This is a genomic window from Micromonospora sp. USAFONa4, assembly GCF_057197825.1.
Genome location: NZ_CM170072.1, coordinates 1,661,365 through 1,674,950 on the forward strand (window position 1 = coordinate 1,661,365; position 13,586 = coordinate 1,674,950).

12 protein-coding genes and 1 tRNA gene are annotated in these 13,586 nt (G+C 72.6%); 6 read left to right on the forward strand and 7 right to left on the reverse strand.

What is annotated here, in order from left to right:
* Window positions 1-54: 54 nt before the first annotated feature.
* From AC0OO9_RS06780 to AC0OO9_RS06800, 5 genes are all read right to left on the reverse strand, one after another.
* Window positions 55-129: transfer RNA gene (locus AC0OO9_RS06780), tRNA-Val, on the reverse strand.
* Window positions 130-209: 80 nt separating this feature from the next.
* Complete coding sequence (locus AC0OO9_RS06785) at window positions 210-677, reverse strand: peroxiredoxin (RefSeq protein ID WP_121400357.1); 468 nt, start codon at window positions 675-677, stop codon at window positions 210-212.
* Between the two features lie 83 nt (window positions 678-760).
* Complete coding sequence (locus AC0OO9_RS06790; protein WP_132237238.1) at window positions 761-1,198, reverse strand: DUF3052 domain-containing protein; 438 nt, start codon at window positions 1,196-1,198, stop codon at window positions 761-763.
* A gap of 112 nt (window positions 1,199-1,310) precedes the next feature.
* The gene (locus tag AC0OO9_RS06795; RefSeq protein ID WP_484516360.1) at window positions 1,311-3,902 is read right to left on the reverse strand and encodes a transketolase C-terminal domain-containing protein; all 2,592 of its coding nucleotides are present in this window, start codon (window positions 3,900-3,902) and stop codon (window positions 1,311-1,313) included.
* A 51-nt stretch (window positions 3,903-3,953) separates the two neighbouring features.
* A complete protein-coding gene (locus AC0OO9_RS06800; protein WP_484516361.1) occupies window positions 3,954-4,433 on the reverse strand; it encodes a MarR family winged helix-turn-helix transcriptional regulator in 480 nt (159 codons plus the stop codon).
* Between the two features lie 139 nt (window positions 4,434-4,572).
* On the opposite strand from AC0OO9_RS06800, the gene AC0OO9_RS06805 reads away from it, so the two are divergent.
* From AC0OO9_RS06805 to AC0OO9_RS06815, 3 genes are read left to right on the forward strand one after another with little or no spacing between them, the layout of a single operon-like run.
* Window positions 4,573-5,052: a GbsR/MarR family transcriptional regulator gene (locus tag AC0OO9_RS06805; RefSeq protein ID WP_484516362.1), complete on the forward strand. Its 480-nt coding sequence runs from the start codon at window positions 4,573-4,575 to the stop codon at window positions 5,050-5,052.
* On the forward strand, window positions 5,045-5,956 hold the full coding sequence (locus AC0OO9_RS06810; RefSeq protein WP_484516363.1) for an ABC transporter ATP-binding protein: 912 nt from the start codon (window positions 5,045-5,047) through the stop codon (window positions 5,954-5,956). Before AC0OO9_RS06805 ends, AC0OO9_RS06810 begins: the two co-directional genes overlap by 8 nt.
* Complete coding sequence (locus AC0OO9_RS06815; RefSeq protein WP_484516364.1) at window positions 5,943-6,740, forward strand: ABC transporter permease subunit; 798 nt, start codon at window positions 5,943-5,945, stop codon at window positions 6,738-6,740. The genes AC0OO9_RS06810 and AC0OO9_RS06815 overlap by 14 nt, the downstream gene beginning before the upstream one ends.
* A 20-nt stretch (window positions 6,741-6,760) precedes the next feature.
* Here the strand turns inward: AC0OO9_RS06815 and AC0OO9_RS06820 are convergent, their stop codons facing one another.
* On the reverse strand, window positions 6,761-7,165 hold the full coding sequence (locus AC0OO9_RS06820) for a YjbQ family protein (protein WP_132237228.1): 405 nt from the start codon (window positions 7,163-7,165) through the stop codon (window positions 6,761-6,763).
* Window positions 7,166-7,418: 253 nt separating this feature from the next.
* Here AC0OO9_RS06820 and aceE point away from each other — a divergent pair, with 253 nt between their 5' ends.
* A complete protein-coding gene (aceE, locus tag AC0OO9_RS06825) occupies window positions 7,419-10,163 on the forward strand; it encodes a pyruvate dehydrogenase (acetyl-transferring), homodimeric type (protein ID WP_484516366.1) in 2,745 nt (914 codons plus the stop codon).
* A gap of 140 nt (window positions 10,164-10,303) precedes the next feature.
* Here aceE and AC0OO9_RS06830 read toward each other — a convergent pair whose 3' ends face one another.
* Window positions 10,304-10,750 (reverse strand): SRPBCC family protein, encoded by a 447-nt coding sequence (locus tag AC0OO9_RS06830; protein ID WP_121400347.1) that lies wholly within the window; start codon window positions 10,748-10,750, stop codon window positions 10,304-10,306.
* A 186-nt stretch (window positions 10,751-10,936) separates the two neighbouring features.
* On the opposite strand from AC0OO9_RS06830, the gene AC0OO9_RS06835 reads away from it, so the two are divergent.
* Both AC0OO9_RS06835 and AC0OO9_RS06840 read left to right on the forward strand, forming a co-directional pair.
* Window positions 10,937-12,268, forward strand: coding sequence for a GH1 family beta-glucosidase (locus AC0OO9_RS06835; RefSeq protein ID WP_484516368.1), 1,332 nt, complete (start codon window positions 10,937-10,939; stop codon window positions 12,266-12,268).
* Window positions 12,265-13,542: an MFS transporter gene (locus tag AC0OO9_RS06840; RefSeq protein WP_484516370.1), complete on the forward strand. Its 1,278-nt coding sequence runs from the start codon at window positions 12,265-12,267 to the stop codon at window positions 13,540-13,542. The genes AC0OO9_RS06835 and AC0OO9_RS06840 overlap by 4 nt, the downstream gene beginning before the upstream one ends.
* Window positions 13,543-13,586 lie beyond the last annotated feature (44 nt).

Sequence of the window (13,586 nt, forward strand, 5' to 3'; positions counted from 1 at the left end):
GCTGTCACCGCCCCAGGGAGTGATCTTCCTGGGGCGGTTTCGGCTGGTGATTGGTGGTGGGCGCGGCAGGTTTCGAACCTGCGACCCCTCGCTTGTAAGGCGAGTGCTCTCCCACTGAGCTACGCGCCCGGAACCCCCCGTACGGCGGGCCGGAGGGTGGCAAGCTTACCCTGCCCCCACCGGCCCGGTCGTACGGCGTGCCCGGTCGGTCAGGCCGCGACGGCCTCGGCGAGGGCCTTGCGCCAACCCTGCTGGTCGCGCGCCTCACCCGGCATGTTCATCTCGGCGAAGCGGACCACGCCCGCCTTGTCGATCACGAAGGTGCCCCGGTTGGCGATGCCCGCGACGTCGTTGAAGACGCCGTACGACTGGGCGACCGCGCCGTGCGGCCAGAAGTCGGCCAGCAGCGGGAACTGGTAGCCCTCCTTGTCGGCCCAGATCTTGTGGGCGTAGACCGAGTCGACGCTGACGGTCAGCACCTGGACGTCGTCGTTGACGTAGTCGTTGAGGTTGTCCCGCACCTCGCACAGCTCACCCTGGCAGATCCCGGTGAAGGCGAGCGGGTAGAAGACCAGCAGCACGGTGCGCTTGCCACGGAAGTCCGAGAGCCGGACCTCCTGGTTGTTCTGGTCCTTGAGCACGAAGTCCGGCGCCTCGGCGCCAACCTCGATCGGCATGCGAGCTCCTCAGGATGGGGTCGGATGGGCAACAGCCTGCCACACCCGGCAGCGGGCGCCGCCGGGTGATCGCCGACTCCGGCCTACTTCTTGCCCTTGGCCCCGCGGCGCAGGACGAGGCGGGCGCCGCTCCAGTCCCGGCCGGCGTTGACGGTGGAGGTCTGCTGGAGGCCGGCGGTGGGCGCGGACTCGGCGACCTCGCTCGGCTCGACGTGCCCCTCGCGCCCCGCCTTGGGCGTGAGCAGCCACACGACACCGTTGTCGGCCAGCGGGCCGAGGGCGTCGACGAGAAGCTCGAAGAGGTCACCGTCGCCGTCGCGGTACCAGACCAGCACCGCGTCGACCACCTCGTCGGTGTCCTCGTCGACCAGATCTCCACAGCGGTCGGTCAGGGCGTCCCGGAGATCCTGGTCGACGTCGTCGTCGTACCCCATCTCCATGACGACCATCCCCGGTTCGATCCCGAACCGGTCCGCCAGGCTGCGTACCCCGTCGGCGGCCTGACCAGCGGTCGCGCTCACTGTCGCGTGCCTCCTCATCTCGTCCCTGCCCGCGGCGTCGCGTCGACGCCGTCAGGCAAAGTCCACACAGTTGTGGCTCCCCGCGCAAGTGGCGCACCGGGTGGAACGGAATTTACCGTGCCAGAAGCGTGCGGGCACCCTGGGTAATTGCTTCCTCGGAGACCAGAACCTGACGGGCCGCCGGACCTAATGGTACAAAAGAGTCAACTCCGGCTACCCGTCGCGCCGCTCCGACATATCCGGCATCCACCAGGGCCGCGATGACCCCCTCGCCGACCCCGCCGGAGCGGCGGGTCTCGTCCACGACCAGCACGCGGCCGGTCGCCGCCGCCTCCCGGATGATGTCGGCCACCGGCAGCGGGGAGAGCCAGCGCAGGTCCACCACGCGCGTGCCGACCCCCTCGTCGGCGAGGGTCGCCGCCGCGCGCAACGACATCGGCACCCCGTTACCGAACGTGATGATTGTGACGTCCTCGGCGGAGCCGACGCCGTAGACGCGGGCCCGCCCGATCGGCACGTGACCGCCGGTCCACGCGCCGGGCTCGGCGTAGTGGGACAACCACTCACCGTCACCGTCGGCGTAGAGGTCACGGGTGTGGTAGAGCGCGATCGGCTCCAGGAAGACGCAGACGGTGCCGTCCACCGCCGCGCTGGCCAGGCAGGTGCGCAGCATGGGCGCGGCGTCGTCCGGCCGCGCCGGCACCGCGATCACCAGGCCCGGCACGTCTCGGAGTACGGCCACCGAGTTGTCGTTGTGGAAGTGCCCCCCGAAGCCCTCCTGGTACGCCAGCCCGGCCACCCGCACCACCATCGGGTTGCGGAACGCACCCTGCGAGAAGAACTGCATCGTGGCGGCCTCGCCACGCAACTGGTCCTCGGCGTTGTGCAGGTACGCCAGGTACTGGATCTCGGGCACGGGCAGCATCCCGGCCAGCCCGGCGCCGAGCCCCAGCCCGAGGATCGAGGTCTCGTCGAGCAGCGTGTCGAAGACCCGGGCCACGCCGAAGCGGTCCCGCAGCCCCTTGGTCACCCCGTACACGCCGCCCTTGGCGCCGACGTCCTCGCCGAACACGGCCATCTGCGGATGGTCGAGCATCCCGTCGGCGAGCGCGGCGTTGATGCTCTGCGCCAGCGTCAGCGGGCCGGTCAGCTCCGGCGGCTTCCCGCCGAACGCCTCCGCCCGGGCACCGGCGCCGGGGCCGCCGGCACGCGCCGCCGCGTCCGCCACCGCCCGGGCGAGGCGTGCCGGCCGGCGCGGTGCCAGCGGGGCGACCACGTCGGCAGGTGCGGTCAGCTTCGGCTCGTCCAGCACCTCCTCGGCGATCCGCCGCACCTGCCAGCCGATCTCGTCGTACCGGGCCAGCAGCTCCTCGCCGGTGGCGAGGCCCGCCCCCACCAGCAGCCGTGCCGTGGCGGTCAGCGGATCCCGGGCGAGGTCGGCCGCGATCTCCCCCGGGCTCCGGTACGCGGTCTCGGCGTCCGCGCCGGCGTGTCCCATCAGCCGTACGGTCGACAGGTGCAGCACGGCGGGGCGTCGGTGCCGGCGCACCCAGGCCGCCGCCTCGGCGGCCGCCTCGTACGCCCGCGGCAGGTCGCCGCCGTCGGCGGAGAAGTAACGAACCCCCGGCTTCGACCGCAGGGTGGTCTCCACCCACCCCTTCGGGGAGCGGACGCTGATGCCGAGGCCGTTGTCCTCGCAGACGAAGAGCACCGGGATGCGCAGGCCCGTGTGGTCGTACCAGCCGGCGGTGTTGAACGCGGCCGTGGCGCTGGCGTGGTTGACCGACGCGTCGCCGAACGAGCAGACCACGATGGCGTCCGGCGGCCAGGAGGTGTGCGTGGCGCCCCCGTCGCCGCTGGTCGGCACCCCGTCCCGCCGACCGGCGGTGTCCAGCCGGCGCAGCCGTTCCACGGCCAGCCCCATCCCGACGGCGCGGGGCAGGTGCGAGGCGATCGTGGAGGTGGTCGGGACGACGGCCAGGTCGGCGCGGCCGAAGACCTTGTGCCGGCCGCCGGCGAGGGGCTCGCTGCTGGAGGCGACCATGCCCCGCAGCACGTCGCGGGCCGCCTCGGCGTACCCCGGACGGAGCGGCCGGTCCACGGCGGGCCCGGCGCCGCCGGTCGGCTCCTCCGGGCCGCCGGCGTCCGGCGCGGAACCGTCGCCGGGGCCGTCCGGGTCGGCCGGCGCGGCCTCGACGGGCCCGTCGGCCGCCGCCGGCCGGTCGGTACCGCCCCGCCCGGCCTCGGACCCCTCGGCGTCGGACCGCTCGACCTCGAACCGCCCGGGGTCGGACCGCTCATCCGAGGGCTGGTCGGTCCCGTCCCGGTCGGCCTCGGGGCGCTCGGTCGGCGTCCATCCGGCGGCCTGGGCGGCGCGGACGCAGTAGAAGGCGCCCGAGCGGTAGTGCAGCAGCGCCGGGTCGGTGGCGCGCAGCGCGGCGGCGACCGCGGCGTTGCCCTCGTGGCCGGCGGAGCCGATCGTGTAGTAGCCCTCGCCGAAGCTGCGCAGCCACCGGCCTGCCAGGTCGAGCTGGCGGCTGACGGCCTGCGCGTCGAAGAGGTCCAGCGCCCGCGCGCCGGTCAGCGTCGTGTCGTCGGTGACCGGCCGTGCGGGGTCACGCCGCTGCGACGGGGTGGCCAGCGCGGCCAACGTCTCCCGGAACCGGTCGTCGAGATCTTGCGGGGTGGTCACGTCGGACAGCATTACCGACGAGCGGCCTGTGCGCCCACTCGGACACGAACGACGCAGTGTGGGTCAGTCGTCGTCGCACCGCTCGGGGCAGCCGCCGTCGGAGACCTTCCAGACCAGCTCGCGCAGGGTCGCCAGTTCCTCGTCGGTGAGCCCGGCGAGCAGTCGGGAGTCCGACATGACCTGGTGCACGCGGGCCCGCACCCGCCGCCCGGGCCCGGTCACCACCAGCGTCCTCTGCCGCCGGTCGGCGGGGTCGGCGTGCCGCTCGACCAGCCCGGCCCGCTCCAGCTTGTCGACCAGGGCGGTCACGTTGGAGCGGTCGCAGCCCAGCCCTTCGGCGAGGTCGCGGGCCGGCAGCGGCAGGTCGGGGTCCAGCTCGTGCAGCGCCCGCGCGGTCGCGGGGGTCAGCCCCAGCTCGGCGATCTCCCGGTCCTGGTGGTGGCGCAGCGCGGCGGCGACGTGCGTGATGCGGCGCACCACGTCGCCCGCCAGCGCCGCGCGGGTGGGATCCGCCGGGCCGACGGGGACGGTGTGCTGCGCCATGCCGCACATCCTACTTTCGGCCGATAGTTCGGCGCCCGGGCCGTACGGGTCTGCCGGCGGCGTGACGCCCCTTGCCGGGGACGCCGCCCCGCGCGTACCGTCAGTTTAAAACTTATTGAATGTTCGAAACGAGGAGTCGATGACGGAAGTGTCCGCCCAGCGTCACTACGCCGAGGAGGCCGCCGTCGTGCTGAGCGGGCTCGGCCTGCCGCCGGCGTACGGCAAACTGCTCGGCTGGCTGCTCGTCTGCGACCCGCCGTGGCAGACCAGTGCCCAGCTCGCCGAGGGTCTCGGGCTCTCCAAGGGCTCGGTCAGCACCGGCATGCGGATGCTGGAGACCAGCGGGCTGGCCCGGCGGGTGCCGGTGCCGGGCCACCGGGGGCACGCCTACGAGGTCAGGCCGGACGCGATCATCCGCATCGCCGCCGACGCCACCAAGTTCCGGGTGTTCCGCCAGCTCATGGAGCAGGGGCTGACCGTCGTCGGCGGCGAGGGCACGCCCGGCAGCGAACGGCTGCGGGTGATGCGCGACTTCTACGCGTTCGTCGAGCGCGAGATGCCGAAGCTCGTCGAACGCTTCGAGGCCGAGTACGACAAGAGGGGAGGCAGCGATGGCTGACCCTGCCATCGAGACCGGCGACCTGGTCAAGACCTACGGACGCAACCGGGGCCTGACCGGGCTGAACCTGCGGGTCGAGCGCGGCGAGGTGTACGGGTTCCTCGGTCCCAACGGAGCCGGCAAATCCACCACGATCCGGCTGCTGCTCGACCTGATCCGCCCGACCAGCGGCCGGATCAGCGTCCTCGGCGCGGACCCCCGCCGCGAAGGGGTCGCCCTGCGCCGCCGGATCGGCTACCTGGCCGGCGACTTCGTCGTGGACGGCCGGCAGAGCGCCCGGGAGCTGCTCACCTACCTGGGCAACCTGCGCGGCGGGGTACCCAGGGCCCGGATCGACGAGTTGGCCGCCCGGCTCGACCTGGACCTCGGCCGGCGGATCAGCGGGCTCAGCAAGGGCAACCGGCAGAAGGTCGGCGTGGTGCAGGCGTTCATGCACGACCCGGAGCTGCTGATCCTCGACGAGCCGACCAGCGGGCTGGACCCGTTCCTCCAGCAGGAGTTCCTGTCGTTGGTACGGGAGGCGCGCGCCGACGGCCGGACGGTGTTCATGTCCTCGCACGTGATGAGCGAGGTGCAGCAGGCCGCCGATCGGGTGGGCATCATCCGCGAGGGTCGACTGATCACCGTGGCGCGGGTCGAGGAGCTGCGCGAGCGTGCCGTACGCCGGGTGGAGGTCACCTTCGCCGAGCCGGTCGCCGAGGCGGAGTTCGCCGCCCTGCCGGGCGTCAGCGAGGTGACGGTCGCGGGAACGACCCTGCGCTGCCGCCTCGACGGGCGGGCCGACGCGCTGGTCAAGGCGGCCGCCGGGCACACGGTGATCGGGCTGCTCTCCGAGGAGCCCGATCTCGAGGAGCTGTTCTTCGGCTACTACTCGCGGGAGGAGTCCGTCCGTGCTGCTGCGTGACCCGTTCACCAAGGCCCTCCACGACGCGCGCCGGTCGCTGCTCGGCTGGACCGTGTCGATCGTCGCGGTCGGGGCGATGTACGCCTCGTTCTGGCCGACGATGCAGACGCCGGAGATGACCAAGGCGTTGCAGGCGTACCCGGAGGGGCTGCTGGAGGCGTTCAACTACAGCGACCTCACCAGCGCAGCCGGCTACCTCGGCAGCGCCGTGTACGGCCTGCTGGTGCCGCTGCTGATCGCCGTGTTCGCCATCGCCGCCGGGGCCCGCGCGGTGGCCGGGGACGAGGAGGCCGGCACACTCGACCTGGTGCTCGCCCACCCGGTCAGCCGGACCCGGCTGGCCCTGCTCCGCCTCGCCGCGGTGGCGGTCGGCATCGTGGCGGTGGCCGTCCTGCTCGGCCTGACGATGGTGGCGCTGAGCGGGCCGGCGCAGTTCGACGGCGTCAGTGTCGGCGGCTTCGCGGCGATGACCCTGCACCTGGCCCTGTTCGGGCTGGCCTTCGCCGCGCTCGCCTTCGCCGTCGGCGCGGCCACCGGGCGCCGGGCCGCGGCGCTCGGCGTCAGCGCCGCGGTGGCCGTGCTCGGCTACCTGGCGAACTCCGTCCTGCCCCAGGTGCAGGGGCTCGCCTGGGCGCGGGAGGCGTCCCCGTTCCACTGGTACCTGGGCGGCTCGCCGCTGCTCGACGGCGTGCAGCCGGTCGGGGCGCTGCTGCTCGGCGCCGCCACCGTGGCGCTGGCCGCCGTCGGCGCGGCCACCTTCGCCCGACGCGACGTGGCGGTCTGACCGGCAGCCCGGGCACGCCCTCAGCCGGGCAGGAACGAGAAGCGGACGGTCCGGGTGGGGTTGTCGCCGTTGGGGTCGACCAGGCAGACCGACTGCCAGGTGCCCAACGCCAGCCGGCCGTCGACGACCGGCAGCGTCGCGTACGGGGGGACGAACGCCGGCAGGACATGGTCGCGCCCGTGGCCGGGCGAGCCGTGCCGGTGCCGCCACCGGTCGTCGGTGGGAAGCAGGTCGTCGAGCGCGGCCAGCAGGTCGTCGTCGGACCCCGAGCCGGTCTCGATGATCGCCAGCCCGGCGGTGGCGTGCGGCACGAAGACGTGCAGCAGTCCGTCGCCCTGCCCGGCGACGAACCGCTCGGCCTCCGCGGTGATGTCCCGGACGGTCGGCCGGGCCCCGGTCTGGACGGTGATCACCTCACTGCGCATACGGCGCATTCTGCCCGAGCAGATCGACACCCGCCGCCGGACGCCGCGCGCCCGGGTGCGAGGAAGGGCCCCTTCCTGACGCAATGCGTCAGGAAGGGGCCCTTCCTTGCGCGCAAGCCGGCCGGTTGCGCAAAGTTACCGGCGGGTACCTGTGTCGCGCGTCGCGTCTCCGGGCGGTGGGCGTGACGACAGGTGCCACCAGGGGGCAGGATGGCGCTAGAGACCTATCCCACACAGAACCGAGGGAACGCCTGTGGCTACGGAACGCAAGCGCCCGGTGATCACCGCTGGTCTGCCGAGCCAGCTTCCGGACATCGACCCTGAAGAGACCAGCGAATGGGTCGAGTCGCTCGACGGTGTCATCGACGAGCGCGGGACAAAGCGCGCCCGCTACGTCATGCTGCGCCTGCTGGAGCGGGCCCGCGAGCGCCAGGTCGGGGTGCCGTCGCTGACCACCACCGACTACATCAACACCATCCCGCCGGAGCACGAGCCGTGGTTCCCGGGCGACGAGCACGTGGAACGGCGGATCCGGGCGTACGTCCGGTGGAACGCGGCCATGCTCGTGCACCGGGCGCAGCGTCCCGAGATCGGCGTCGGTGGGCACATCTCCACCTTCGCCAGCTCGGCCTCGCTCTACGAGGTGGGCTTCAACCACTTCTTCCGGGGCAAGAACCACCCGGGCGGCGGCGACCACATCTTCTACCAGGGCCACGCCTCCCCCGGCATGTACGCGCGGGCGTTCCTGGAGGGGCGGCTGACCGAGCACCAGCTCGACGGGTTCCGCCAGGAGCTGTCGCACCCGGGCGGCGGCCTGCCGTCGTACCCGCACCCGCGGCTGATGCCGGACTTCTGGGAGTTCCCCACGGTCTCGATGGGCCTGGGCGGGCTGAACGCGATCTACCAGGCGCGGTTCAACCGCTACCTGCACCACCGGGGCATCAAGGACACCTCGGACCAGCACGTGTGGGCCTACCTGGGCGACGGCGAGATGGACGAGCCGGAGACGCTCGGCGCGATCGGCGTGGCCGCCCGCGAGGAGCTGGACAACCTCACCTTCGTGATCAACTGCAACCTCCAGCGGCTCGACGGGCCGGTGCGCGGCAACGGCAAGGTCATGCAGGAGCTGGAGGCGTTCTTCCGGGGCGCCGGCTGGAACGTCATCAAGGTGGTCTGGGGCCGGGAGTGGGACCCGCTGCTCGCCGCGGACACCGACGGCGCGCTGGTCAACCTGATGAACACCACGCCCGACGGTGACTACCAGACCTACAAGGCGGAGTCCGGGGCGTACGTCCGGGAGCACTTCTTCGGCCGCGACCAGCGGACCCGCAAGATGGTCGAGGACCTCAGCGACGACGAGATCTGGAACCTCAAGCGGGGCGGGCACGACTACCGCAAGCTCTACGCGGCCTACAAGGCGGCGATGGAGCACACCGGTCAGCCGACCGTCATCCTGGCCAAGACGATCAAGGGCTGGACGCTGGGCTCGCACTTCGAGGGCCGCAACGCCACCCACCAGATGAAGAAGCTGACGCTGGAGGACCTGAAGACCTTCCGCGACCGGCTCTACCTGGACATCCCGGACAAGGCGCTGGAGGACAACCCCTACCTGCCGCCGTACTACACCCCGGGCGAGAAGTCCGACGAGATCGCGTACCTCAAGGAGCGGCGCCAGCAGCTCGGCGGCTACCTGCCGTCGCGGCGCTCGGGCCAGAAGCGGCTGGCCATCCCCGGCCCGGAGCGCTTCGCCGACGTCAAGCGCGGCTCGGGCAAGCAGAAGGTGGCCACCACGATGGCCTTCGTCCGCCTGCTCAAGGACGTGATGAAGGACAAGGAGTTCGGCAAGCGCTGGGTGCCGATCATCCCGGACGAGGCCCGCACCTTCGGCATGGACTCGCTCTTCCCGACGCAGAAGATCTACTCGCCGCACGGCCAGCGCTACACCTCGGTCGACCGGGAGCTGTTCCTGTCGTACAAGGAGTCCACCGGCGGGCAGATCCTGCACGAGGGGATCAACGAGGCCGGCTCGGTCGCCTCGTTCACGGCGGCGGGCTCGGCGTACGCCACCCACGACGAGCCGATGATCCCGATGTACATCTTCTACTCGATGTTCGGGTTCCAGCGCACCGCCGACGGGCTGTGGGCCGCCGCCGACCAGATGGCCCGGGGCTTCCTGCTCGGCGCCACCGCCGGCCGGACCACGCTCAACGGCGAGGGCCTCCAGCACGAGGACGGCCACTCGCTGCTGATCGCCGCCACCAACCCGGCGGTGGTCGCGTACGACCCGGCGTTCGCGTTCGAGATCGCGCACATCGTGGAGAACGGCCTGCACCGCATGTACGGCGAGGCGCAGGAGAACGTCTTCTACTACCTGACGATCTACAACGAGCCGATCCTCCAGCCGGCGGAGCCGGAGGGCGTGGACGTGGAGGGGCTGCTCAAGGGCATCTACCGCTACTCCCCCGCCCCGTCGGTGGGCGACGACGCGCCGAAGGCCAACGTGCTCGCCTCGGGCACGGGCATGCAGTGGGCGATCAAGGCCCAGCAGCTGCTGGCCCAGGACTGGGGCGTGGCCGCCGACGTCTGGTCGGTGACCTCCTGGACGGAGCTACGCCGGGACGCGGTGGAGTGCGAGGAGCACAACCTGCTCAACCCGGGCGCGGAGCAGCGGGTGCCGTACATCCAGCAGAAGCTGGCCGACGCCGAGGGTCCGAAGGTCGCGGTCAGCGACTGGATGCGCGCGGTGCCGGACCTGATCGCCCGCTGGGTGCCCGGCGACTACACCTCGCTCGGCACGGACGGGTTCGGCATGTCCGACACCCGCCACGCCCTGCGCCGGCACTTCCACGTCGACGCCGAGTCGGTGGTGGTCGCGACGCTGCGGCAGCTCGCCCTGCGCGGCGTGGTGCCGGCGGGCGTGCCGGCCGAGGCGGCCAAGAAGTACGCCATCGAGGACGTGAACGCGGCCCCGGTCGGCGAGACCGGCGGCGACAGCTAGGACGTACGAGACGAAGGGCCCGGCGCTTTTCGCGCCGGGCCCTTCGTCGTTCGCCGACGAGCGAACGGGCGGTGGTCCGGAGTCCCTGGCGGGGACACCGGGCCACCGCCGTCGCGGGTGGGCGCCAGGACGTGCCCGGCTCAGCCGACGGCGGCCAGATCGGTCAGCCGGGCGAGCGAGTCCTCCAGGTCGGCGCCGACCCGGCGCAGGCCGAGGCGGAGCAGGGCGGCCTTGACCGGACCGGCCGGCCAGCGTACGACGATGAGCCGCACGATCGTCCCGCCCTCCTCCTCGTCCGCGGTGAGCTGGACGTAGATCTCGGTGCGCGCCTCCGCCCGGGCACCGGCGCCCTTGGCGCGTTCGCGCCAGCCGATCAGGGTCGGTGCCTGATAGGCGATCACCTCGGCCTCATGCGCGGCGCCACGTCCGGCCTGGACGAGTTGTCGGCGCCCGAAGCCCTCTCCCGAGAGCACCTCGGCCGCACGGACCCCCGCCAGCCAGGCCGGCAACTGCTCGGCCCGCTGCACGACGTCCCAGACCGCTTCCACCGGCGCCATCACGTGCGCACTGCGTTCCACGAGGATCATTTCCGTCTTTCCTCCAGTGAGGACATCCCACGATATCGGCACTCTATGCGCAAATTCGGACGTACTAGGACGGGTTCGGAAAAGACACGCCGAAAACCATTGCGTTGCGGCGCCGGAAGACCTATGGCGCATCGATCGACGGCGCTCTAGAGTCGCGAGCACGATTCACGTACGACGGGAGGGCGCATGTCGACCGCAGCGATGCCCGAGTTCCCCGCCGGATTCCGCTGGGGAGTGTCCACCTCCGCCTACCAGATCGAGGGCGGCGCCGACGAGAACGGGCGGGGAGCGTCCATCTGGGACACCTTCGCCCACACCCCCGGCCGGGTCGCCGACGGCAGCACCGGCGACGTGGCCTGCGACCACTACCACCGGCACGCCGAGGACGTCGCGCTGCTGGCCGGGCTGGGCGTCTCGGCGTACCGCTTCTCGATCGCCTGGCCCCGGGTGCGGCCCACCGGCGACGGCCCGGTCGACCCGCGCGGGCTGGACTTCTACGACCGGCTCGTGGACGACCTGCTCGCCCACGGCGTCGACCCGGTCGCCACACTCTTCCACTGGGACCTGCCGCAGGCCCTCGAGGACGCGGGCGGCTGGCTGAACCGGGACACCGCCCACCGCTTCGCCGAGTACGCCGACGCGACCGCCGCCCGCCTCGGCGACCGGGTGAAGCTCTGGATCACCCTCAACGAGCCCTTCATCCACATGAGCCTCGGCCACGGCACGGGCGAGCACGCCCCCGGCCGGACGCTGCTCTTCGACGCCTTCCCGGTGGCCCACCACCAGTTGCTCGCCCACGGACTCGCCGTCGCCGCGCTGCGGGCGCGCACCACCAGCCCGGTCGCCATCGCGAACAACTACTCGCCGGTGCGCATCGCCGGGGACACCGACGCCGACCGGGCGGCCGCCGCGGCGTACGAGGCGCTGCACAACCGCCTCTTCACGGACCCGCTGTTCGGCCGGGGCTATCCCGCCGAGCTGGGCTTCGACACCGCCGTGGTGCGCGCCGGCGACCTCGACGTGATCGCCGCGCCGATCGACGTGCTGGGGGTCAACTACTACAACCCGACCGGCGTACGCGCCCCGCAGGAGGGCTCGCCCCTGCCGTTCGAGTTCGTGCCGCTGGAGGGATATCCGCGTACCGCCTTCGACTGGCCGGTCGCCCCCGACGGGCTGCGCGAGCTGCTCGGCTGGCTGCACCGCACGTACGGCGACGAGCTGCCGCCGATCCAGGTCACCGAGAGCGGCTGCGCGTACGACGACGCGCCCGACGCCGACGGCCGGGTGCACGACCCGGAGCGCATCGCGTACCTCGACGGGCACCTGCGCGCGGTACGCGCGGCGATGGCCGAGGGCGTCGACGTAACCGGCTACTTCGTCTGGTCGCTGCTGGACAACTGGGAGTGGGCGGAGGGCTTCACCAAGCGCTTCGGCCTCGTGCACGTCGACTTCGACACCCAGCTCCGTACGCCCAAGTCCTCGTACGCCTGGTTCCGCGACCTGATCGCCCGGCCGTGACCACCGTCGATCCGACGCCCGCGTCGCTGCCCGCGGCGCTCGCCGAGCCGACCACGCCGGTGCGGCGGGGCTGGATCGCGCTGATCTTCGCCGCGAACCTCGGGGTCTGGATGGCGTTCTTCACGCCCATCCAGGTGCTGCTGCCGCAGCAGCTGGAACGGATCGCTCCGGCCGACAAGGAGACTGCGCTCGCCGTCGTCACCGGCCTCGGCGCGCTCGCCGCCGTGCTCGCGAACCCCCTCGCCGGGGCGCTGTCGGACCGCACCTGCCTGCGGCTGGCCGGGCGGGAGTTCGGCCGGCGGCACGTCTGGACCGCCGGCGGGGCGCTGCTCGGCGCGGCGGCCCTGGTGCTGCTGGCGCAGCAACGCACCGTCGCCGGGGTCGCGCTCGGCTGGGTCGCCGCCCAGGTCTGCTTCAACGCGATGCTGGCCAGCCTGACCGCCGCCGTGCCGGACCGGGTGCCGGTCGCCCAGCGCGGCGGCGTCTCCGGCTGGGTCGGCATCCCCCAGGCGCTGGGGCTGGTGCTCGGGGTGGTGCTGGTCACCGCCGTGGTGAGCGGCACCGCCGCCGGCTACCTGGCGATGGCCGCGGCGGTGCTGCTGCTGGCCCTGCCGTTCGCGCTGCTCACCGCCGACGACCCGCTGCCCCGGGCGCACCGGCCGGCGCTGCGGTGGCGCGCCCTGCTCGCGTCGATGTGGATCTCGCCGCGCCGCCACCCCGACTTCGGCTGGGCCTGGATCACCCGGTTCCTGGTGCAGCTCGGCAACGCGCTCGGCACGCTCTACCTGCTCTACTTCCTCACCGACGAGGTGCGCCACCCCGACCCCGAGGGCGGCCTGCTGGTGCTGATCCTGCTCTACACGGCCGGCCTGGCGGCCACCGCCGTGGTGGCCGGCCGGCTGTCGGACCGCTCCGGGAAGCGGAAGGTCTTCGTCATCACCGCCGGCGGCATCATCGCGGTCGCCGCGCTGCTGCTCGCCGTCGCCCCGGTCTGGCCGGTGGCCGTGGCCGCCGCGCTGCTGCTCGGCGCCGGCTACGGCGTCTACCTGTCGGTGGACGCCGCGCTGATCACCCAGGTGCTGCCCGCCGCGACCGACCGGGCCAAGGACCTGGGCGTGATCAACATCGCCAACTCCGCCCCGCAGGTGCTCGGCCCGGCGCTCTCCGCCCCGCTCGTGGTGCACCTCGGCGGCTACCCGGTGCTCTACGCGGTCACCGCGGCGGTCACCGTGCTGGGCAGCGTCCTGGTGCTGAAGATCCGCTCGGTGCCCTGAGCCGCACCCCTGACGGAATCCGGTCGCGGGCCGCCGTAGGCTGG